This window comes from Candidatus Tisiphia endosymbiont of Dascillus cervinus (assembly GCF_964026405.1).
Classification (GTDB): domain Bacteria; phylum Pseudomonadota; class Alphaproteobacteria; order Rickettsiales; family Rickettsiaceae; genus Tisiphia.
On the sequence record NZ_OZ032146.1, the window covers coordinates 866,438 to 888,473 of the forward strand.

The 22,036-nt window shown below is 31.4% G+C and carries 20 protein-coding genes; 9 read left to right on the forward strand and 11 right to left on the reverse strand.

The window, feature by feature from the left end:
- Positions 1–25: 25 nt before the first annotated feature.
- The 3 genes from alaS to AAGD19_RS04285 all read right to left on the reverse strand — a co-directional run bounded on the left by alaS (position 26) and on the right by AAGD19_RS04285 (position 4,987).
- Complete coding sequence (gene alaS, locus AAGD19_RS04275) at positions 26–2,704, reverse strand: alanine--tRNA ligase (protein WP_341747274.1); 2,679 nt, start codon at positions 2,702–2,704, stop codon at positions 26–28.
- Between the two features lie 27 nt (positions 2,705–2,731).
- The gene (locus tag AAGD19_RS04280; protein ID WP_341747275.1) at positions 2,732–3,928 is read right to left on the reverse strand and encodes a pyridoxal phosphate-dependent aminotransferase; all 1,197 of its coding nucleotides are present in this window, start codon (positions 3,926–3,928) and stop codon (positions 2,732–2,734) included.
- Between the two features lie 321 nt (positions 3,929–4,249).
- Complete coding sequence (locus AAGD19_RS04285; RefSeq protein WP_341747276.1) at positions 4,250–4,987, reverse strand: hypothetical protein; 738 nt, start codon at positions 4,985–4,987, stop codon at positions 4,250–4,252.
- Between the two features lie 415 nt (positions 4,988–5,402).
- Here AAGD19_RS04285 and AAGD19_RS04290 point away from each other — a divergent pair, with 415 nt between their 5' ends.
- The 7 genes from AAGD19_RS04290 to AAGD19_RS04320 all read left to right on the forward strand — a co-directional run bounded on the left by AAGD19_RS04290 (position 5,403) and on the right by AAGD19_RS04320 (position 12,420).
- Positions 5,403–6,974, forward strand: coding sequence for a hypothetical protein (locus AAGD19_RS04290; protein ID WP_341747277.1), 1,572 nt, complete (start codon positions 5,403–5,405; stop codon positions 6,972–6,974).
- Positions 6,975–6,977: 3 nt separating this feature from the next.
- On the forward strand, positions 6,978–7,619 hold the full coding sequence (locus AAGD19_RS04295) for a hypothetical protein (RefSeq protein WP_341747278.1): 642 nt from the start codon (positions 6,978–6,980) through the stop codon (positions 7,617–7,619).
- A 66-nt stretch (positions 7,620–7,685) separates the two neighbouring features.
- On the forward strand, positions 7,686–9,176 hold the full coding sequence (locus tag AAGD19_RS04300) for a hypothetical protein (protein ID WP_341747279.1): 1,491 nt from the start codon (positions 7,686–7,688) through the stop codon (positions 9,174–9,176).
- Positions 9,163–10,212 (forward strand): RP853 family protein, encoded by a 1,050-nt coding sequence (locus AAGD19_RS04305; RefSeq protein WP_341747280.1) that lies wholly within the window; start codon positions 9,163–9,165, stop codon positions 10,210–10,212. The genes AAGD19_RS04300 and AAGD19_RS04305 overlap by 14 nt, the downstream gene beginning before the upstream one ends.
- Positions 10,213–10,216: 4 nt before the next feature.
- Positions 10,217–10,534, forward strand: coding sequence for a DMT family transporter (locus AAGD19_RS04310; RefSeq protein WP_341747281.1), 318 nt, complete (start codon positions 10,217–10,219; stop codon positions 10,532–10,534).
- Between the two features lie 4 nt (positions 10,535–10,538).
- A complete protein-coding gene (lpxK, locus tag AAGD19_RS04315) occupies positions 10,539–11,501 on the forward strand; it encodes a tetraacyldisaccharide 4'-kinase (RefSeq protein WP_341747282.1) in 963 nt (320 codons plus the stop codon).
- A complete protein-coding gene (locus tag AAGD19_RS04320) occupies positions 11,485–12,420 on the forward strand; it encodes a lipid A biosynthesis lauroyl acyltransferase (protein ID WP_341747283.1) in 936 nt (311 codons plus the stop codon). The genes lpxK and AAGD19_RS04320 overlap by 17 nt, the downstream gene beginning before the upstream one ends.
- Positions 12,421–12,458: 38 nt before the next feature.
- Here the strand turns inward: AAGD19_RS04320 and AAGD19_RS04325 are convergent, their stop codons facing one another.
- The gene (locus AAGD19_RS04325; RefSeq protein ID WP_341747284.1) at positions 12,459–12,686 is read right to left on the reverse strand and encodes a hypothetical protein; all 228 of its coding nucleotides are present in this window, start codon (positions 12,684–12,686) and stop codon (positions 12,459–12,461) included.
- Positions 12,687–13,113: 427 nt separating this feature from the next.
- Here AAGD19_RS04325 and AAGD19_RS04330 point away from each other — a divergent pair, with 427 nt between their 5' ends.
- Together AAGD19_RS04330 and AAGD19_RS04335 are read left to right on the forward strand one after the other, a co-directional pair.
- Positions 13,114–13,743, forward strand: a complete 630-nt coding sequence (locus tag AAGD19_RS04330) for a helix-turn-helix transcriptional regulator (RefSeq protein ID WP_341747285.1) — start codon at positions 13,114–13,116, stop codon at positions 13,741–13,743.
- 24 nt (positions 13,744–13,767) lie between these two features.
- Positions 13,768–15,495, forward strand: coding sequence for an aminopeptidase P family protein (locus AAGD19_RS04335; protein ID WP_341747286.1), 1,728 nt, complete (start codon positions 13,768–13,770; stop codon positions 15,493–15,495).
- Here AAGD19_RS04335 and AAGD19_RS04340 read toward each other — a convergent pair.
- The 7 genes from AAGD19_RS04340 to AAGD19_RS04370 all read right to left on the reverse strand — a co-directional run bounded on the left by AAGD19_RS04340 (position 15,484) and on the right by AAGD19_RS04370 (position 22,033).
- Positions 15,484–16,389: an Rpn family recombination-promoting nuclease/putative transposase gene (locus AAGD19_RS04340; protein WP_341747287.1), complete on the reverse strand. Its 906-nt coding sequence runs from the start codon at positions 16,387–16,389 to the stop codon at positions 15,484–15,486. The two genes, AAGD19_RS04335 and AAGD19_RS04340, sit on opposite strands and share 12 nt — an antisense overlap.
- Positions 16,390–16,991: 602 nt before the next feature.
- A complete protein-coding gene (locus AAGD19_RS04345; protein WP_341747288.1) occupies positions 16,992–17,750 on the reverse strand; it encodes an ABC transporter ATP-binding protein in 759 nt (252 codons plus the stop codon).
- Positions 17,751–17,766: 16 nt separating this feature from the next.
- Positions 17,767–18,546, reverse strand: a complete 780-nt coding sequence (locus tag AAGD19_RS04350; RefSeq protein ID WP_341747289.1) for an ABC transporter permease — start codon at positions 18,544–18,546, stop codon at positions 17,767–17,769.
- On the reverse strand, positions 18,536–19,636 hold the full coding sequence (locus tag AAGD19_RS04355) for an alanine racemase (RefSeq protein WP_341747290.1): 1,101 nt from the start codon (positions 19,634–19,636) through the stop codon (positions 18,536–18,538). Before AAGD19_RS04355 ends, AAGD19_RS04350 begins: the two co-directional genes overlap by 11 nt.
- A gap of 14 nt (positions 19,637–19,650) precedes the next feature.
- Positions 19,651–20,670: a ribose-phosphate diphosphokinase gene (locus AAGD19_RS04360; protein WP_341747291.1), complete on the reverse strand. Its 1,020-nt coding sequence runs from the start codon at positions 20,668–20,670 to the stop codon at positions 19,651–19,653.
- A 12-nt stretch (positions 20,671–20,682) separates the two neighbouring features.
- Entirely contained in the window at positions 20,683–21,264 is a 582-nt protein-coding gene (locus AAGD19_RS04365) for a phospholipid-binding protein MlaC (RefSeq protein WP_341747292.1), read from the reverse strand.
- Between the two features lie 13 nt (positions 21,265–21,277).
- Complete coding sequence (locus AAGD19_RS04370; RefSeq protein WP_341747293.1) at positions 21,278–22,033, reverse strand: VacJ family lipoprotein; 756 nt, start codon at positions 22,031–22,033, stop codon at positions 21,278–21,280.
- Positions 22,034–22,036: the final 3 nt, after the last annotated feature.

The window sequence follows — 22,036 nt, forward strand, 5'->3', positions numbered from 1 at the left end:
TCGTATATAGCCGACGTTTAATAATTCAGAACTTAGATAACAACTCCCTTATCATATCTTGTAACTTTCCTACTTTACTTACATCCGTGCCACCAGCCTGAGCTATATTCGCCTGACCACCACCGCCGCTACCGCCAAGGAATACAGACACTTCTTTAGCTAAGTTACCTGCATGTACCTTATTGCTAATTTCTTTACTAACCGCAATAGTAATAGATAATTTACCCTGCAAATCAGGCATACCTATATATACAATCACTAGATTATCTGACTTATCAACTATTCGCTGAGCAGATAAGCGTAATATTTTAGTATCCGAATTTTGTACTAGTTTATAGATAAATTGTATGCTCTTCTGCTTTGAGTATATATCGGAGATACTGACTGATTCTTTGGCAATCTGCTCAATATTCAAGTCAAGCATCGAGACCTGAGTAGCTACTAACTTATCTTCTAATTGTTTTTTACTGGCAATCAGGTTATTTACTTTATCAGTAATTTCATTCTTACCTATTTTTAAGGTTGAAGACAAGTCATCAATTATAGTATCGTTTTGTCTAATTAATTTTAAGGCAAATTCACCACAAACAGCTTCTATCCTTTGAACGCCAGCTGCAACGCTACTTTCGCTAATAATTTTAAATATTCCAATGTCACCAGTTCTAGTAACATGTGTACCACCACAGAGTTCAAGTGAATTTAGTTCAAGCGGATTTCCCATTGCTACCACCCTTACTTCAGAATCATATTTTTCACCAAATAAAGCCATAGCACCTGCCTTAATAGCTTCATCTGTTGACATTAATGTTGTAGTAACTTTCGAATTATCCGTAATAATCTGATTTACTTTATCTTCGATCGATATAATTTCTTTTGTCGTCAATGCTGTCATATGGCTAATATCAAAACGTAGACGATCATACGCTACGAGCGATCCTTTCTGCGTTACGTGTTTACCCAGTACTTGATGTAATACTGTATGTAATATGTGAGTTGCAGAATGATGAATTCTTAAATTATTACGATATTTGATATCAATAGCAAAATCGGCACTATCTCCAATCTTGATGCTGATTCCTTCCTGCAAAATGCATATATGAGCAATTATTGAACCAAGATATTTTACAGTATCTACTACTCTAATTTTACTATTGGTAGATTTGATATAACCTATATCTCCCATCTGTCCACCAGATTCCCCATAAAAAGGAGTTTGATTACTAATTACAATAAATTTTTCTTCACTAGTTTCTATAATATCAACTAATTTATTATCTTTAATTAGAGCTAATATCTTACCTTCCGCCTCATTCAAATAGTAACCCAAAAATTCGGTACTACCAAATTCTGCTTTAAGATCAAACCATATCTTATCTGTTTTAGACTCATTCGAACCTAACCAAGATTTTCTAGCCCTTTCTTTCTGCTCTTGCATCTTATTATTAAAGCCATCAAGATCAATGGAGATTTGTTTAGCTTTTAATATATCTTCAGTTAAATCAACAGGAAAACCATATGTATCATATAACTTAAATACTATTTCTCCTGATAGTTCTGAATGTTTACTAAGATGCTGTGTCTCATCATCCAGCAGCTTAAGGCCTCGTTCAAGAGTTGCTTTAAATCTTATTTCCTCCTGTTCCAAGATATTACTGGTAAAAGCCTCAGCCCTCCTTAGTTCAGGATAAGTTGTTCCCATCATATCTACTAATTTTGGAAGTAATCTATACATCAAAGGTTCACTACTACCAAGTATATGGGCATGCCTCATACTCCGACGCATAATACGCCTAAGTACATAGCCTCTACCTTCATTTGATGGCATGATACCATCGCTAATTAAAAAAGCACAAGCACGTAAATGATCGGCAATAACTCGGTAAGAAAACTTAGCCTCTCCTTCTACTTTAACTTTTACTATATTCTCGGTATAGGCGATTATTTCCTTAAATAAATCTGTGTCGTAATTATTATACACGTTTTGCATTACAGCACTAATACGCTCTAACCCCATTCCTGTATCAATAGATTTTTTAGGCAATTCAATCCTAGTATCATTATCCAATTGTTCAAATTGCATAAAGACCATGTTCCAAATCTCAATGAAGCGATCCCCATCTTGATCCTTCGTTCCTGGTAATCCACCTTTTATCTGCTCTCCATGATCATAAAAAATTTCTGAACATGGTCCACAAGGTCCAGTATCTCCCATTGACCAAAAATTATCAGTGGTTTTTATTTTAATAATTCGGTCATCACTTAAATTAGCAATTTTTTTCCAATATGTAGCTGCTTCTTCATCAGTATGATAAACCGTTACATATAGTTTTTCTTTAGCTATAGCAAATTCCTTGGTTAAAAGATTCCAAGCATGATATATTGCTTCTTCCTTAAAATAATCACCAAAAGAAAAATTGCCCAACATTTCAAAGAATGTATGATGTCTTGCGGTATAGCCAACATTCTCAAGATCATTATGTTTACCACCAGCTCGTAGTGATTTCTGGCTAGTAACCGCTCTTTGATAGTCTCTATTTTCCTGACCAGTAAAAACATTTTTAAATTGTACCATCCCGGAATTAACAAACATTAAACTAGGATCATTATGAGGAATAAGAGAACTAGCTGGAACATGCAGATGATTATTGGCAACAAAATAACTTATAAATTTATTTCTAATTTCTTCAGTGGTAAATTTAGTCATTAATAATGATCCTTTAAAAAAAGTCTATTATGTTATTAACTGTGTATTAAGTCTTACTATCGCTTCCAATAAACTTTCTTCTGAGCCAGTTATGGATATTCTTATATGATTCTCTCCGGCTTTACCAAAGGCTGTCCCAGGGACAACCGCAACACGAGTTTTATCTAAAATAAAATTAGCAACAGATTCACTTACAGAATTATTCTGATAGCTATTAGGAATCTTTTTGTATAAGGTACTAATGTTAGGAAATAAATACATACCTGAATTTGGAGCTTTATCAAGCTTAAAACCATCAATTTCTTGCAGTGAATAGAAAAAGCGAGTTAGCTTTTTCTCTAACAGTGATACATTACTTTTGGTCGTATTTATGACCTCTTGATCATTCATTACCTCAGCTAGTGCTGTTTGTATCAATGTGTTGACAGCCAAACAATTATAAGTATGAGCCTTTAGTGCTTGTGTAGTAAACTTCTCTGATGCAACTAGCCATCCTACTCTCCAACCAGTAATGCCTAATCTTTTTGAAAAGCTGTTTACAACAATTAAATTATGCATGTTATCACAAAATTTAATTATTGGTATATGAGATTGTCCTGTAAAGATAAAATCATCAAAAACTTCATCTTGCATAAGATAAATATCTTTTTCTACTATAATTTGGTACAATTTTTTTAATGTTTCTAAAGTATAAACTGTACCCGTTGGATTACACGGAGTATTAATGATGATTAATTTGGTTTTAGGAGTTATGCACTTTAAAATATCGTCAACATCTAATTCAAATCTATTAAGATGTGAAGTAACACTTCTTACAGGTAAACGTCCTAATGAAATAACAATAGGTTCATAAAGCATATAACATGGATCAGGAATTATTACCTCATCTCCTATGTTAGTTGTAGTAAAGATTGTTAACCAAATAGCTTCAGCACAACCGTTAGTAACAAGTATTTGGTTATTTGGTTGCAGCTTAATGTTGTATTTTATCTTGTATCTTTCTGCAATTGCGGTACGTAAAGGGTAAAAACCTCTTGAATCTGCATATTTATTAAGGGTACTATCATTGCTTTCTATTGTAGCCTTTAAACTATTCAAAAGTTTTTCAGGAAGGTTGAAATTTGGATTGCCTACTGTCATATTGATATAACTCTCCTTGCCCCCAATTTTATCTGATATGTCTTTAGAAGGATGGGGGTGAATTATATTCAACAATTTATTCATACTAAACTCTCTTTATTAAATTCACCTCTTCAATTGGGAATTATACTGACTCTACATACTTGCAAATCAAGAGTTATTAAAACTTAGCAATCTCAAATTTAGGGTATAATTTAGGCTCTTAATATTGTAAAATTCTTGAAGATAGCAGTATTATAGAGAATTTGGGGTGTGGTGTCTACTGCAATAACAACTTTTTTAGTATATAACTGCCATGGTAGTTTAAACATTATGAAGAGAAGAAAAGATGTCATTACCGCGTAAGCGGGAATGACATTGATTCTATTCCATTACTGTAACTAACCTTTCCGTGCTAGCTATAGTTTAATGCGTATCATGATGTTCTCCTGCTACGATAACGTCATCAATATGATTATTTGTATGTGCAGTGTTGTCGAGTCCTCTCTTTAGAGTGAATTCATTTGCTGCTTCCTTGAGCTTTAACAATAGGTCATGTTGTGGATTTGTTAATATATTACTTAGAGATTTCACTGTGTGTTGTGTTTTACTAGTTGATCTACTAAGAAGTTCATCGCCAGATGCATAATCAGAATCATTTTCTAGTGATGGAGCATCAAATGTAGACAATAAGCTATTCAATTCATTTACAACTGTAGGTATAGTTGTATACTTATTGTCTAAATTCAGTTCGTCTATTATACGATAAGATACGTCGCTCATATTAAGTATTTGTTTAATAGATACATTTGGATCATTAATGGCATGAATCAAATCTAGACATTTTTTTACTTGTTCTAATTCTTGTTTTTTTGCAGCTAATTTTGTGCATAATGCGTTTAGTTTGAGTTTTTGAGACTTTGGGTCTATATGTGGTATTTCTTTTTCATCTTTAGCATAACTCTTTTTTAACTTTGGGAATTGTGTAGTCAATATCTTTTCAGCGTCTATACTAGTTTTACCAGTAAGTTTCTCTTGTATTGCACTAGGTAAACCTATTATTGTGTATATAGCTTTAATGTTTTTTGCTTGCACAGCTGTAAGTATCACCAAAGCATTCTCTACATCCTGTTTTGTAAACCAATAATTTTGTTGTTTAGCCATAATAATGTAATCCTCAATTAGTTCAACATATTACTAATAATTGATTTTGTAATACTACAAAATATACTATTCTTACCTAATAAGGTGTATCTATATTTTGTATGCTCATTTTTCAATTATTAAGATCATTAGAATTTTATTAGGTTATCGTCCTTTATAATTCGTTATAATAACCTAACTCAAGGAGAGTATATTTATTATTTAAGAATGTTCAACAAAATATTACAAAAATAAAAATTTATTTTAAAATAATAGTAATTTAAGGTTTTGCACCTAATATCATTCACATAGCCATTATCCGTTTGAAACGGATAATATTATAATTATTCAATAGGATTTAGTATTTTTTTATAGATAAATCATAAAAAAATACTAAATCCGCTTAGTGGAGAGATAATTGCTGTTATAATAGTCTATGTTTAAATATTTAAGTCTAAGTATTAGTTACATGATTAACATATCCAAACTACCTAAACTACAAGTTTTACTAAAAAAACTACATAAATTGGTTGTATATTTTTTATATAAAAGAAATATTATTATTTTAATAGGCGATAAAGGTACATTTCTTTGTGCTTTAATACACGATAAAATTGTGGATACTTTATTTGTTTCTGCTGAAAACCAAGATAATTTAGGCTCCTATAAAGAATTTTTTGGTAAATTCAAAAACTATTACGTTTTCTTCTTATTAAACGGTTCTGCATGTGAAGTACGCCATGATATAGTACCTGTACTACATTCAATATTAAAAACCAATCCTGTAGAAAAGTTTATAGAGGAGTATTTTTCTATAGATGATATAGTTGCTTACAATGTCTATAACATCAATACCAAATATAGTGAGGTGTGGAATACCTTGCTGGTATCTACTCCTTATACCCCACCTTTAAGTAAGTTACTTATGAATCTTTTGGCAAGTAAGAGGCAAAAGTTTGGTGGGATTTATTTTTTAGCTTTGGAATGGAAAACAATTATAGATAAAATTGTAAAAAATGTTGAAAATAATAAGTATAGTGAATATTTACAAATTTTTGTATGTATTTTAAGTACAAACGGTATTAAACTTGTTGTTAAACATCAAGGTAATATAATCTCAATTCAAACATTTGATTATCCAGCTGATAAGTCAGACTTATATATTCAAGGTATAATTGAACAAGAAGTGGAAGATTGTTTGATATCTTGTAAAAGCTATATTGATAGTTTAACCCTTAAAGTTTGTATAATTCTTATAGTAGACCAAAGTCTAAAGTTGTTATTAGAACAATCCAGTTTTGCTGAACATCCAGTAATATGTAAGTCTAGCAGTGTATTAGGTGATAATAGCAAATTTTCAGATGCAATGGTTGTCAAGTTATTTAATGAACAAAAAAGCTTTCTAGCCTCTAACAAATATTTAGAATCCATAGCTAAACTCAATATTATCAGTTCTTTAATTTTCAAACCATTTATCACTATAATAATAGTATTGATATTTGCTGCATGTGCTATCAAAATTAAAACCGTAGCAAATTACAGAAAATTGGATCTTTTAAATTCACACTATTTTAGTGCTGAACAAGATTATTATAATGTTAAGCAAACCTATCCATATATTCAAAATACCACTAATTTAGCTGATTTATACGTATTTGAAGCATTATTGCAAATCCCCGTACCAACGCCATTTGACTCGTTAGAAAAGTTTTTAACAAATTTACCACCTAATCTGCACCTAGAGGAGATTAAATGGCAAAGGTCGGATCTAGATAATACGTTATTATCATCTAATCAGTATATAAAAATCGAGATATTATTAAAATTTATCGTTAGTGATATGCTAGTTGAAGATGCTACTCAGCTCTTAAAACAAGAAATTGCAAATTTTAGTAAAATATTTAGCAATATGGATATTAAATTTACGATATTTACTGATCAAATATTAGAGTTACCTAATAGAGTAGTAATACCTGCTGAGGTTATTATTACTAAGAAAAAAGGATAAGAGATGCTTAAAAATTTTATTGTTCATCTAAAAAATGTTATATTCTTTAAGTTTATTATGTGTTGTCTGTGTATTTCTACTATTTTATGGTTGCTGCAAAGTATTAATAAAGATTATATGGAATCAATTGCCAAGAATCAAAATATAGAAGAATCTCTAGCTCAAGAAACGTTAAAGTTGTATTCTATAATAAATTCCAAACATAAAATACTAGAAACTTATGCAAGATATTCAAAACTATTATCTATTTCTGCTAGACAAAATTGTTTAGAACGAGCAAGGTTAATAACAACAATTGATAGTTTCTCAAAAAAATACAACTTAAATGAGCCTATTACTATATCAATTAAACAAGAATTCTTTAGTGGTATTACCCCAATGGTGGGAACAAAGCAGGATACTATAAGGATAAAGAATTATGATGTTTACATAAGATTTGCCACTAAAGATTTTGCAACTTTCTTGACAATTATAAGAGAAATCTATTCTTGTATGCCGGAGAATACTATTGTACTATCTATAGACATAAAGAAAGAAGATGTATTAGAACCTAAGGTTGTTTATAAACTATCAACAGAAAGAACACCTGATATGATATTTACAAAACTTAACATGCGTATAAGAGAAATAACGGCAAATAAGTAATTGTAATCTTAAGTAGTTATTGTATATTGTTTATAACAAAATTATTAATAAATCTTAGAAAAATATATGAATATTGTTGTAAAAAAGTTAGTAAGAGTTATCATTATTTTAAATATTATTTTTATTGCAGAAGTGACGATGGCTAGTAACTCCTCATCAAAAGAAACAAAAGATTATATCGCTACTAGTCAATATTACCATAATTTGATATCCAGTAACGATATGGCAGAGCTTAATATGTTTTTAAGTTTATTACCCAAAGGAGGGGAGCTTCATCATCATTTTAGTGGAGCTATATATGCCGAAAATTATTTAGATCTTATTAATAAGGCTGGTTTTTGTATAGATAAAAATAGCTATCACGTGCAAAAAAATAAACCAAATAAACTAAATAAAACATGCCTTAGTATTACTGCTCTCCAAGATAATTATGATCTATATACCGCTCTTTTAAGTCGCTGGTCATATGGTAGATTCTTTTACGATCATAACTGTACTCAAGAAGATGGATTAAAACATTTCTTTAATGTTTTTGGATATGTAGGTCCAATAGAAGCAGTTGATGTCAAAAGTAGTTTGACCTTATTAAAAGTAAGAGCTAAATCAGAAAATATCCAATATATTGAAACTATATTGTTCTTAGCCCTAATTAGTGACAATCCTGCACTTGATAAGGTTAATCAACTAACAAGTAATACAGATGATGCCACTATCAATAGTGTTTTAAGTCAGGCTGTTGATGTTTTAGATAAAGATAGCATTATACAAAATGAAATCGCTCAAAATTTATGTGAAATCGTATCTAACTCCAAAGATATTGATGATGATGATTTTAGTATGCGATTTCAACCATATGTAGTACGTTTCAACAACCCATCGCTGATATTTTCTGGATTATATTCAGCGTTTTTAATGGTAAAGAATAATACCAAATTTGTTGGAGTTAACATTGTTGGTAATGAGGCTCATCCTATTGCTTTACGTGATTATAAGTTGCATATGAAAATGTTTCGTTTCTTAAAACAAAGATTTCCTAATGTAAAATTGTCGCTGCACGCGGGAGAGCTTACTTTAGGTCAAGTTGCTCCTGAAGAATTGAGTTATCATATTAATGATGCGGTTAATGTGGCAGAGGCAAACCGTATAGGACATGGTGTCGATATTATGCATGAATCTAACCCCTACCAATTAATAAATACATTATTAAACAAAAATATACTTGTAGAAATTAATTTGACTAGTAATGAAGCGTTACTAGGAGTACAAGGTAACGATCATCCAGTGAGACTTTATATGCAGTATGGAGTACCAATTGCAATTTCTACTGATGATCCAGGGGTGTCACGTAATAATTTAACTGATGAATATTTAAAATTTGTCACTCGCTATAAACCATCTTATGATAAGCTAAAAGAAATAGTGTCTAATAGTATTAAATATTCTTTCTTAACAGAAGATGAAAAAACTAAGCAAATTGACTTACTAAATAAAAAATTTATTTTTTTTGAGGATACGATAGCTTCATTTGTAAAAAAACACTCTCATGTTAAAAAATAAAGAGCCAAAGACTAATGAACTTAGCAGTATAAACATTTCTATATGTAAAAAAAGAATAAGTGAAGAGTTATTTAATAATATAACAAAACATGCGTGTTTAACACTTGCTAATATAATAGCTATTGATTACGAAATTAGACTTAAATCAACACCTGAGATTGATGTCCATATAAGTAATTGTATTGGTAAATTAAGAATTTTTCTCGGTCAGAAAGTTATTACGGATGATAGTTTTTCAACAGTTTTAATGTTATTTTCGGTAGCAATCTCTCCTGATGCAGTAGAATATCAAGATAGAGATAATATTCTAAACAAATCAGAAGATATAATAATTGATACACTAATAAATACAAATTTTGGTAAGGCAAATTCTGAAGAGAGAAAAGTAATAAAACAAGTGTTAAAAGATTTACTGGCAGCAAGGAATAGTTATGAATTAACAAATTTTATACAGCTTGAACCAGAAGTATTTTGTACAACGGTAATGCATGCGGTGAAAAAATATCAAAACCCAAAGGAAGTCAGCACTAATGCTAGATTAGAAATTAATAGAATAGTAAATGTTGCAGTAAAACATAATAAGAAAATTGAAATATTTAAACAAGCAACTAGTAAAATTATAACTGCTATTTCTGTTCTAGCAGTTGGGGCTATCAGTGTTGCAACAGCTGGTGCCACATTCGCTTTTATGGTAGTACCAGCTTCTATTCTAGCAATAGAATATGCTCCCAAAATCGGCGAAAAAATTGGCGGGGTAATTCTGAGTCAGGATAAATCCATGAGTGTGCAAGAAGAAAAAATTACCGCTCTAAAAACTAATTTATGGAAAAATAATAAGGAATTCTTGTCTCAACAGCGAGCAGTAGAGCATAATGTATCCATGCAAAAATTAGATAGTCAAATAAAGTCGGTAGTCAATCTAAAATCTAACAAATTAGATATAATAAAAGATCAGCTATCGGTTAACTTACCTAGTAAAAAGTCTTTACAAAATAACAAAAATAGCAAATCTTCAGGACAAATTAAACAAAGGTAACAATATGCTAGTAACTTGGGTTCTCCTTATATTTGCAGGATTATTTGAGGTAGGTTTCTCTATATCGCTGAAGTTGTCAGAGGGTTTTACCAAAGTAAAACCCATTATAGCTTTTATTATTTTTTCTATATTGAGTTTTGTTTGTCTAAGTAAAACTCTAGATAAACTTCCTCTTGGTACTGCTTATCTTATATGGACTGGTATCGGAGCTGTAGGAACAGTAATAGTAGGGATGGTGTGTTTTAACGAGCCATACTCTGCCATGCGAGTTTTCTTTATTACGACTATGATAATTTCTATGATAGGGCTTAAGTTGTCTTAAACTTATGATCAGGCTTATTTATCCTAAATTTTGGTACACCAAGAACATTATAGCATATTTATTATTACCACTAAGTTGGTTATATCTTTTTGCTAGTTATTTAAGAAAAATAATTGCACGCCCTATAATATTTCCTTGTAAAGTAATTTGTGTCGGTAATATAAGCATTGGAGGTACTGGTAAAACTCAAATAGTGATCTTCCTTGCGAAAATGTTGAAGGCTATTAATATTGATTTTATAATTATTACTAAAGGTTATGGCAGTAAACTGCAAACGGCGTTGTTAGTTGAACCACATCATACAGCACTAGATGTCGGAGATGAAGCAGTAATGCTATTAAAATATGGTAAAGTCATAGCTAGCAAGAAAATTCAATATATACTGCCTTTTATACAGAAAATTAAGCCAAAGGTGGTTATAGTAGATGATGCAATGCAGAATCCTAATTTTTATAAGGATATTGTTATTCTGTCAGTTGATGCTGACAGGTTATTTGGCAACGAATTGTTAATTCCAGCCGGTCCTTTGCGTGAGTATCCTAAACAAGCTATTGAAAAAGCGGATATAGTTATTCTCGTCGGTTCGAGTAATGTTGCTCCTTCTTTCTTATATAAGGAGCTTCCCTTTTTTCAAGTCCAAATAGTTCCAACTATAGACATAGATAAAACAAAGAGATATTTTGCTTTTAGTGGTATAGGTAATCCTGAACGGTTTTTTTCTACATTAGAAAATTATGGATTGCAGTTAGTTGGTAATAAAATTTTTCCGGACCATCATCAATATCGTGAAGAAGATTTAGACTATTTAAAAGAACAATCAGAAAAATCTAATTCTCTTCTAATAACAACTAGAAAAGATTACGTAAAAATATGTGATACTAACTTGTCAATAATATGTTGTGATGTACATTTATTACTAAATAATCAAAAATTATTAGCAGATTTAATATATGAAAAAATTCTTTAAAAATATTAAGTATTTGCTTGAGTATTTTTTCGTTTTAATAGTACTAAAGATATTAGGAACATTTGGTATCGACAAATCTGTACAAATTTGTCGGTATATAGCAAGGAAAATAGGTCCTCTATTGCCAGTCAATAAAATTGCAAAAGAAAATATTCAAAATATTTTTGGCAAGAATCAGACAAATGGTTTAAGCATGGAGACTCAAGTAACCATTGATCAAGTATGGGATAATTTTAGCAGTTTTATAGGAGAATTTCCATATGTTAATAATATGTCAGAGGAAGAATTATCTAGAAGGGTAGAAATAATCGGACTTGATAATATAATAGAATTTCAGAAATCACACCAACCTTTCTTATTATTTACGGGGCATTTTGCTAATTGGGATTTTGCACTTAAAATTATAAATAAATTTTATCCTAAATTTGCTATTATCTATCGTAAATTAAATAATCCTTATATTGATAAGCTGATTAATGATAGGCGTAAAACTAGTGATATAAAGCTAATTCCAAAAGGAGAAAAGGGTGTAAGAGATCTCATATCTGCAATCAAATCAGGATACGCAATTGGCATGCTTGTAGATCAAAAAATGAATAATGGCATTGAAGTACCATTTTTAGACCGACCGGCCATGACTGCTCACGCAATTGCTAAAATTGCCTTGCAATTCGGCTACCCGATTATACCATTACAAGTGGTTCGCACTAATAGTAATAACAGTTATTTTAAAGCTATTATCCATCCACCAATACAATTACAAAAAACTAATAATAGTAAAACAGATTGTTATAATATAATGTTTACCATTAACCAAATTTTAGGTAATTGGGTTAAAGAAAATCCAGGTCAATGGTTTTGGTTTCATAATAGATGGAAGAAGAATAACTATGCCCCAGATGACAAAATCTGCAAATAATAACATGTAGCCGAAAATGTAAATTTAATAAGTACTGGCTAAAAGTTTTTTTGCAAAAAAAGTATGGCTAAAAACCATATAGTAATCAAACATATCCAAAGCCCACCTCTAATGTCATATGTACGCTTGATTAGAATTTTTAGAGCATCTTCAGTTTTTTTAGCTTCTCTTATACACTCTGATCTCATGGCAACTATGTAACCTGATATAGTCATAATCTTGCTATATAGTTGTTTTAGATCTTTATCATTAAAATCATTTTGCATAAAACCCTCTTACTATGATTGTAGGTAAAATATTCCTATTCATTATTAGATAGGGTAGTTGAGGTTGCATTTTTAAAAAGAAAGTTGCTAAATAAGCAAGAATAAATTTGATTACTGAGCAAATATTGTATATATTCATAGGGCATTTCCTTTTATGATTGAGGTTTTGTGCTTAACTAACATTTAGTATTATTTCGTTTTTATTCAACTTACCTATATTTGTAGTAGTTGAATTTATGTACTGAATAGTTTTAGTTTTTAAAGTTTATCTTACTAAATAATTCCTTGGTTCATTTAGTAAGATAAACAACTTTACTGTGACAATTCTTTGTTGTCAAGAAAAAACCGTTTTTCACGGATCAAATTTATAAAAAAAATATTTACAATGGGCTGGATTGAAAATATAAAAGAATTCCTTAGGAATAAAATGGAAGAGAAGCAACTAAAGGCAAGTGATCTTGCTGAACTTGCAGGCATTCCTACGACTACTATGAGAGGGATGTTGGGTAATCGACGTCCTGAAATAAAAAACATAATCAAACTTGCAAATTATTTTGACTGCTCTATTGATGAAGTGGTAGGTAGAAAGGAGTTTAAGCCTCAAGAAAAACAAGAATATATGCAACTATCTCCAGAAGCATTAAGTGCTAATTTGAAGAGTTTTATCACCGAGAAGATGAATAAAAACCAAATGACTCAATACGAATTAGGACCAAAAATTGGTGGTAGTCCAGACAGCATTCGAGCTTTTTTAAGAGAAGATGATAATAACCAAAAAATGCTAAGTACTGGAGCAGTTATAGCTATTGCTGATTATTTTAAAGCTCCTATTGATGGAATGCTAGGTAGAACTTCGCAGCTTGGAAGAGAGAAGCAGGTAGACAGATCTTTAGGTAACTTAAAAACATTGAGCCCTGAAGTTCTAAAAGCCGCTCAACTGATTGGGAAATCCATTGCAAGTGATATATCAGCTAAAGCTCTGACTACAGATAATGTTGCTCCCAGCCATGTGAGTTCTTTAATTAAGAAATCGCCTAATAGTAGCAGAGAAAGATAATTCTTTTTTATTGATAATAATTTAATGCAAGAACGTATTAGCAATATTAGGGGTCTTTTCGCTAAGTATAAAATAGATGCCTATATAGTACCGTCTAATGATCGATATTTTAGCGAATATGTTCATGAAAGTGCTAAACGACTGCAATATATGACTAACTTTAGTGGGTCAAATGGTATTGTGGTGATCTGCAAAAATAATGTTATATTTTTCACAGATGGTCGTTATCTAGAACAAAGTAAGCGTGAACTAGATCCAAAAATTTTTGAGATTTTTGATATTAAAGATTTACCCTATTTTCCTTGGGATGATTATTTAGGTAATGATGGTATATTAGGATATGATGCGAAACTCTTCACTAATGTTAAGTTAAAAATATTTTCTAAAATAAAGCCTCGTTTACATAAAGTATCTAATAATTTAGTAGATCAAATTTGGCGTAATAGACCAGCTGAGCCATCATCAAAAATATATATTTATGATGATAAGTTTGCTGGTCAATCGTATAGTGATAAAATTACCATGTGTCGTAATCTACTCACTAAATATTCTGCAGATACCATGATTGTTACTGCAGCAGATTCAATATGCTGGTTATTAAATCTCAGAGCAAGTGACATTCCATATTCACCATTGATGCTTGCTATAGTCCTAATTACTAAGAACCAACTATATTTATTTATTAATCCAAATAGGGTAGACCAAGATATTATACTTGCTCGTCCTCATGTAACTATCTTACCTTCTGCACAATTTGCTGATATATTGAGTCAAGCTAATAAAGTCCTAATTGACGAAAACTTCACTTCCAATTATATCATAGATTTGCTAAGCACTAAGATAATAGAAAAAATTAATGATCCCTGTCAATTAGCTAAAGCCCGTAAAAACGATATTGAAATTAACCATGCAATTAATTCCCATATTAAGGATGCGGTGGCACTATGCGAATTCTTTGCATATTTATTCGAACTACCAAATTTGCAAGATCAAACTGAATATGATTTAGGAGCAATATTAACAGAGTTTAGATTTAAGCAAGATCAATATGTTATGGATAGCTTCCCGACTATATGTGGCTTTAAGGAAAATAGTGCTATAATTCATTACCGAGCAACAAGCACGGGGGCAAAGAAAATCTTAGGTAAAGGTATATTATTAATTGATTCTGGTGGTCAATATAACGGTTGTACTACTGATGTAACTAGGACTTTTGCTATAGGTGGGTATCCTAACAAAGAACAAAAATTACGTTACACTCAAGTTCTTAAGGGGCATATTGCTTTGTCGATGATTAAGTTTCCAGTTAATCTTATTACAGGAGGTAATTTAGATGTGCTAGCTAGGCAGTTTTTATGGAGAGATGGACAAGATTACCCACATGGTACAGGTCATGGTGTTGGTAGCTTCTTAAGTGTTCATGAAGGACCACAAAATATTAGTTTACGCAGTAACGTTATTCTAGAACCTAGTATGATTGTATCCAATGAGCCAGGTTATTATAAAACGAATGAATTTGGCATTAGAATAGAAAATCTGATGTATGTCAAAAATGCTTCACAGGATGAAAATTATCTAGAGTTTGACACTCTCACCCTTGTTCCTTATGCAAAAGATTTAATAGATCGCAGAATACTAAACGCAGATGAGATAAATTATATAAAACAATACTATCAAAAAATTAAACAACAAGTTTATCCTCTACTTTCAATTAGAGGACAGAAATGGTTAAGTAATCAATTACTTTTCTAGCTTGTTGATTTCTTCAATACTCAAACCGGTAATCTTGGCTATATACTCAGACGTCATATTTTCTTTAAGTAAAATTTTAGCTATAGCTATAGCTTTTTTCTTTTCGCCTCTAGCCTCACCTCTAGTTTCAGCAGCTTTTTCAGCTTGTTCGATTTTGAACTGCTCTACTGCTAGATTATCTAGTTGGGTTTTGGTTATATGATCATAGGTATTTAACTCTGCTTCCGTCCACGAGGCTTGATCTATTGCTTGGAAAGCTCTTTTAATGATAATATCGTGACCAATTAAATGCTCCATTTCTACTAAAGTACTATGATGGGCATGTTTAAAGAAATACATCCATTTTTCTTCAATATTCTCTAACTGATCAATGGTTTTATGGAATTTTTTTAGTTCAGCAAAGATGAAGTAAAAATCCTTAAGATCATGCTCATAACTCTTGGAATCTAACAATCTATGGGTTGATTTCCAATCTTTCTTGTCAGGAAACATGATAAAATCAGCAATAGCCAAAAATATCACCCCTTTAAGCTTAGCATATACTGCTAATTTTTTATGATTTTCATCTTCTTTAAGTATTTGCTGTGAATAGGCTTTAGCCGCATAAAATTGAGCTCTTTTCTCAAATCCCTTATGTTCGCCAACCTGCATTTCAACAATTACTTGCGTGCCATTCTGATCTTTACACAAAACATCGACAATAGATTGCCGATATGCAGCAATTACAGGATCTTGGATGGTTTTAAGAAAACTAACCTCAATAATTTGATCTTTTCCCTGATATCCCAAAATATCATTAAGGAAGTGAATTAATATATCTTTATTTTTCTCTGTACCAAAGATTTGCTTAAAGCAAAAATCATTTTTTGGATCAAGAAAACGGGAAATAGCCATAATAAATAACTTAAATTATATGATACTCATTAGTAGTATAGCAAAAAAACTCTCAAGCACTAAGTAATATACGATAATTTTTTTAAGCTATCGATAAATAATGCTTGTATACTCGGTGAACTTCAAGAATTGGCGTCGTCATGTCTAAAGATCGAAGCTGCTCACGTACTAATGTACGCCTAGCAGCTCGACTTTGCTACTGCCTAGCTCTTCTTGAAGTTATACTATCGTCTACCAGCTCTTCATTAGACTTCTTTCGAAACTCTACTTCTGCTGGTGATTTGTACGTCGATGCGGTACTCGAATCTTCACGTACATTAGAGTACGCTGCGGTTCAAGGTGAAGCGTCTCCTTCAAATCCCTCAGCACAAGCGAGTTTCGAAAGAGGTCTATTTACGAGCAGTATACCAAGAAGCTACTTAAAAGACATATTTTACAACTTATACATTAGCTAGTCAATTAAAAAATATACCTAAAATTGAAATAATTATAACATTTTTTCAATTTTCAAAAAACTTGGTTAAGAAACTCATTAGGTTCTATGGAGGTTGTTATTTAATTTTGTAGATTTAGTTGACTTTCTATTATTGAATACACCATGACTAAATCTCAATTGGTCCAGTAGTTAAACCATTAACAAACTGTTGCAAGTAAGGATTATCACTATTTTTTATTTCATCTTTTTTACCAAACCATAAAATCTTCCCTTTATAAATCATAGCAACCTCTTTAGCTATCATATAAGCACTATTCATATCATGAGTTATGGTGATGGTAGTAGCCTTTAGCTCCTCTTGAACTTTAATTATTAATTCATTGATAACATTAGCCATTATAGGGTCAAGACCGGTAGTTGGTTCATCAAGGAAAAGAATTAACGGATCGCCACAAATAGCCCTAGCTAGAGATACTCGCTTTTGCATACCTCCGGAAAGCTCAGATGGATAAAGACCTAGTATTTTTGTAGACAAACCTACAGAATTAAGTTTAGATGCGGCTAACTCCTCTTTATTTTTTGGAGATAATTTATACAGTTTTTCAGTAAAGAATGTAATATTATCTTGAACAGTTAAAGAATCAAAAAGAGCTCCTCCCTGAAATAGAAACCCCATGGTTTCCATCATTTTAAATCTATCTTTACTTGAAATATTTACAGTTTCCACTTCATCAATAACTATACTACCTTCATCAGCCTGAATTAAACCAACTATAGTCTTTATTAACACTGATTTACCAGTTCCTGATCCCCCAAGAATTACTATTGAACTATTCTGCTTTATATCTAAGTCTATACCATCAAGTACCTTATGATCGCCAAAAGATTTATATAATGAGCGTATTTTTATTTTTGATTCATCCATAATCTATTCTCGAGTCTTATATTTTAAAAAACAACTCTGTTATCAAGTAATTACTGATTAGAATAAGAACTGAAGAATTTACTACCGCGGAAGTTGTACTCGTCCCAACTCCTTTTGCTCCTGTACCTGAATAATAACCACTATAACAACTTACTATTGAGATAATAAAACCAAACACTGCTGCTTTTACCAAACCAGAAATGACATCTATTGGTTCTAAAAACTTAAAGCTATTCGTTATATAATTAAAACTATTAAAATCAAGCTTATAAACACTTACCAAATAACCACCCATTACTCCTAATATATCACCTATTAATACTAAACATGGTAATGTAATAACTGCAGCTAGTACTCTTGGAAAAACTAAATATTTTATGGGATCAGTTGACAAAGTATAAAGTGCATCTATTTGTTCAGTCACCCTCATAGTAGCTATTTCAGCAGCAATTGATGCACCAACCCTACCAGCAACCATAAGACCAGCAAGAACTGGTCCAAGCTCTCTAGTTATTGAAAGGACTACCACCGTAGCTATTGAACTTTCAGCCGAGAAACGAGAAAAACCTGTATAACTTTGTAATGCCAGCACAGCACCGGAAAAAAAGGTAGTCATAGCTACAACTGGTAGAGAATAAAAACCTATAGACAATAACTGCTTTAATACTAAGTTGTAGTATAAAGGTCTCTTAAAAATACTAGTGATTCCCGCAATAGTAAATAGAGAAAAAGCCCCTATAGTCCTTGCAAAACCAATAGTATGTTTACCTAATAAATTAACGGTATCAAGAATCATTTTTGTATACTCTCTTATATCTGCTGCCTAGTAGAGTAAGAATTTCATAACCAATGGTATTTATTATATTCGCTATTTTATCTAAAGTACAATAATTCCCTATAATTTCAGCTTGTTGCCCTAGAAAAATTTTATTTGGTGGGAGTTCAGTAACATCAATAGTAATTGAATCCATTGATACCCTGCCAACTACAGGAGCTGAATGCGAATCAATAACTACTACCCCACAATTGCTAAAAGCCCGGGGATAGCCATCAGCATAACCAAGAGGCAAGGTAGCAATTAGTCTATTACTATTTGTTTTAAAGGTCATATTGTAACCAATGTAACTTTCCGGTGGTAATTCTTGCAATTGTATTATTGGAGCAGTTAGTCTTATCGGATTATGCATTGGATTTTTAAATGTATTACCCAAAGGATTAATACCATACAATGCAGCACCAGGGCGTATTAAGTCAAAATGATATTCTTTCCCTAGAAATATACTACTAGAGTTAGCTAGACTAGCTTTGACTTTTGGGAAATATTTTAAATAATGCTTAAACTTTTTTAATTGTTGTAAATTATAAGGATCATCAACTATTTCAGATGCAGATAAATGACTTATAATATACTGCAATTCAAGGCCAACTAATAGATCAGGTTTGTCTATTATATGTTGCATTTCTGTGTCAATCATTCCTAAGCGATTCATACCAGTATCAACATGGATTGTACAAGGTAATACTTCTTTTTTAAGAGAGGCAAACTCTTGCCAAATTTCAACTTGTTTTAAACTATTAAGCACAGGAATTAAATTACTATTTCTAAATTCCTCAACGTCATTGCTAAATACACCATTAAACACAAAAATATTAGATTTTTGTCCCAATACTTTACGTAATGATATTCCTTCATCAACTGAGGTTACAAAAAAACTCTGACAATTCTCCATCTGTAAGGCTGGTGCGATAGCATCAGCACCAAGTCCATAGCTGTTAGCCTTTACCACGGAGGCAATCTCTGAAGTTTTACAAATTTTAGAAATAATACGATAATTAGCACGAATTTTTGCTAAGTCTATTTCAAGTGTACATCTATCAGTATGCATAAAGTCTTAAATTCTCATGATTTTGTAGATTTTTGTAATGCTGCTATAATAATTGGAGCAACTGATATTACATGGAACTTAGATGGTAAATCAGTAGTTTCTATTGTATCAGTTATATATACGTTCATTATATCAGAATTCTGAATATTTTCTTTGGACATGCTAGAAAGCACTGGGTGAGTTATAAAAGCATTGACAGATAAAGCTCCTACTTCCATTAATAGCTTAGCTCCCTTACACAGGGTTTCGCCACTATCAACAATATCATCAATTAATACACAATGCTTGCCGGAAACGTTACCTATTATTTCTGACATTTGGCATTTATTAGTAGACCTCTTGACCTCTCTACTTTTATTAATAACAGCTATATTCATGTTAAAAAGCCTATTCACATCACGTACACGTACAAAACCACCAACATCTGGAGATACAATAATAGAATTATTATAAGTTTCAATAATCGGAGCAAATAAACTTATTGGATCAAGATTTTGTATTGGAATTTTAAAAAAACCCTCTAATTGCTGTGAATGCAAATCGACAGTTATTACATGATTAACACCAGCAACTTCCAACATACTCGCTACAAGACGGCTCGATACTAGAGTAAAACTACAAGATCTACGATCTTGGCGGCTGTAACCAAAATACGGTATAACCGCAGTTACTTGTGAAGCTCCTGCTCTTTTTACCGTATCAACTAATAATAAAAGTTCCATCAAGTGGTTATTGGCTGGTCTAGAAGTAGATTGTACTATAACAACATCACACTTATGCATATCTTCAAGGATTTGTACCCTTGTTTCAGTATCATCGAAAGCTGTAATATAAGTTTCCACATATTGACAATTTAGTTCCTCAGCTAAATATCTGGCTAATTTTTTATGACTAAGACCTGCAAGAATTTTCATGCTAATTATAATAATTGGTTTAAGAATTGGTTTAATTTTTTGTAGTATACAATAATTATAATTTGCACTAAGTGTTTTATAAAAAATATTTCTATTCAATAGCAGAAAAAATGATATCAATCTTCGTAGGTTTTATGACCTCTTTCCCAATTCATCTATTAACTTATCAAAACCACTATTACTGAGAATATTCATGAACTCTGACTGTTGAGAATTGATAAGACTAACACCTTCTGTAATAACATCTGAGACTTTTAAATTAGTTTTATCGCTTGTACCCTTTACTTGACGTACTAAGTAATTTACTTTAGCAGTTCCTATTAACATTTCTACCATAAACTCTCCTTCATCAAGAACACGCACTTGTTGAACTTTAGGTTCTTGACCATGGTAATTCTTTACTAAATCAGCATAGACCTTGCTTACATAATTACTGTAAACTTCTGTGAATTGTTTAATTTGTTCAGGAGTTAGAGTTCTTCTATAAACACCAAGGGTGAATTTAGCCATCCAATTCAGATCTAAGTTAGCTAAAATTAGCTTTTTAGTTTTAGCTATTTTGGCATCTTGATCTAAACTCTCATCATTACATACATCTAGCCCAGCTCTTATTAGTTGATTAACATAATTATCAACCGCCATTTTGTCATCAGTAGCAGAATAGGCTGACAAAGACAGACAACTTAAAATTAAGCAAACAATGATTTTTTTCATAATGTAACTACTCTTAATTAGGTTTAGGGCATTTAAATTGATTAGGATAGACAATGACCGATTCACGATTTTGATGCATAGCTGATCTTACAGCTATGTAAGGATCAGTAGAACTACATCCTATATAGTCAGTAAATGGTAATAATCCTAACCTAGTATGTATAACTTGTACACTAGAAACTATGATTTCAAAATCTCTATGTACCGGGTACATTATAGGATTTAAGTAACTATTTGTAAATATAGCATCTGTACTATCTCTTGCATTAGTACTACCAAAAAATGGTATGACTAAATATGGTCCAGGACCAACTCCATAGTGGGCAAAAGTGCTGCCCAAAGTTTGTTTGGTAACTCTCAATCCAATTTTATCTGCTACATCAAATAACCCACCTATACCAAACGTAGCATTGATTAAAAATCTCCACAGACTTTTCATAGTTTGATCATAATTCATTTGTAAGCCATAATTGACAACAGTCAAAGGCATACTAATATTATCTAGAAAACTATTCACTCTAACCCTAGTATAATTATTACTAATTCGTTTATAGCCTATACTAATAGGGTGTAAGAATAGATAGTCTAAAACAGAATTAAAGGCAAAAAATTTACGATTTAGTTTCTCATAAGGGTCATAGACTTGAGCACATCCCTTACCTTCATTATAAACATACCTAAAATCTTCATCATCTTGAGTATTTTGAGTACTCGCTATTGCAATTATACTAGAAAAATTAATTAACAACAGTAATATAAATTGCTTCATGGC

Excerpts from the sequence above, each read along its gene's own strand:
- AAGD19_RS04310 (WP_341747281.1), top strand. The coding sequence starts at position 10,217 with ATGCTAGTAACTTGGGTTCTCCTTATATTTGCAGGATTATTTGAGGTA.
- AAGD19_RS04285 (WP_341747276.1), bottom strand. The coding sequence starts at position 4,987 with ATGGCTAAACAACAAAATTATTGGTTTACAAAACAGGATGTAGAGAAT.
- AAGD19_RS04295 (WP_341747278.1), top strand. The coding sequence starts at position 6,978 with ATGCTTAAAAATTTTATTGTTCATCTAAAAAATGTTATATTCTTTAAG.
- AAGD19_RS04325 (WP_341747284.1), bottom strand. The coding sequence starts at position 12,686 with ATGCAAAATGATTTTAATGATAAAGATCTAAAACAACTATATAGCAAG.
- AAGD19_RS04335 (WP_341747286.1), top strand. The coding sequence starts at position 13,768 with ATGCAAGAACGTATTAGCAATATTAGGGGTCTTTTCGCTAAGTATAAA.
- AAGD19_RS04290 (WP_341747277.1), top strand. The coding sequence starts at position 5,403 with ATGTTTAAATATTTAAGTCTAAGTATTAGTTACATGATTAACATATCC.
- AAGD19_RS04350 (WP_341747289.1), bottom strand. The coding sequence starts at position 18,546 with ATGATTCTTGATACCGTTAATTTATTAGGTAAACATACTATTGGTTTT.
- AAGD19_RS04345 (WP_341747288.1), bottom strand. The coding sequence starts at position 17,750 with ATGGATGAATCAAAAATAAAAATACGCTCATTATATAAATCTTTTGGC.
- AAGD19_RS04320 (WP_341747283.1), top strand. The coding sequence starts at position 11,485 with ATGAAAAAATTCTTTAAAAATATTAAGTATTTGCTTGAGTATTTTTTC.
- AAGD19_RS04355 (WP_341747290.1), bottom strand. The coding sequence starts at position 19,636 with ATGCATACTGATAGATGTACACTTGAAATAGACTTAGCAAAAATTCGT.
- AAGD19_RS04365 (WP_341747292.1), bottom strand. The coding sequence starts at position 21,264 with ATGAAAAAAATCATTGTTTGCTTAATTTTAAGTTGTCTGTCTTTGTCA.
- AAGD19_RS04330 (WP_341747285.1), top strand. The coding sequence starts at position 13,114 with ATGGAAGAGAAGCAACTAAAGGCAAGTGATCTTGCTGAACTTGCAGGC.
- AAGD19_RS04340 (WP_341747287.1), bottom strand. The coding sequence starts at position 16,389 with ATGGCTATTTCCCGTTTTCTTGATCCAAAAAATGATTTTTGCTTTAAG.
- AAGD19_RS04280 (WP_341747275.1), bottom strand. The coding sequence starts at position 3,928 with ATGAATAAATTGTTGAATATAATTCACCCCCATCCTTCTAAAGACATA.
- alaS (WP_341747274.1), bottom strand. The coding sequence starts at position 2,704 with ATGACTAAATTTACCACTGAAGAAATTAGAAATAAATTTATAAGTTAT.
- AAGD19_RS04305 (WP_341747280.1), top strand. The coding sequence starts at position 9,163 with ATGTTAAAAAATAAAGAGCCAAAGACTAATGAACTTAGCAGTATAAAC.
- AAGD19_RS04370 (WP_341747293.1), bottom strand. The coding sequence starts at position 22,033 with ATGAAGCAATTTATATTACTGTTGTTAATTAATTTTTCTAGTATAATT.
- AAGD19_RS04300 (WP_341747279.1), top strand. The coding sequence starts at position 7,686 with ATGAATATTGTTGTAAAAAAGTTAGTAAGAGTTATCATTATTTTAAAT.
- lpxK (WP_341747282.1), top strand. The coding sequence starts at position 10,539 with ATGATCAGGCTTATTTATCCTAAATTTTGGTACACCAAGAACATTATA.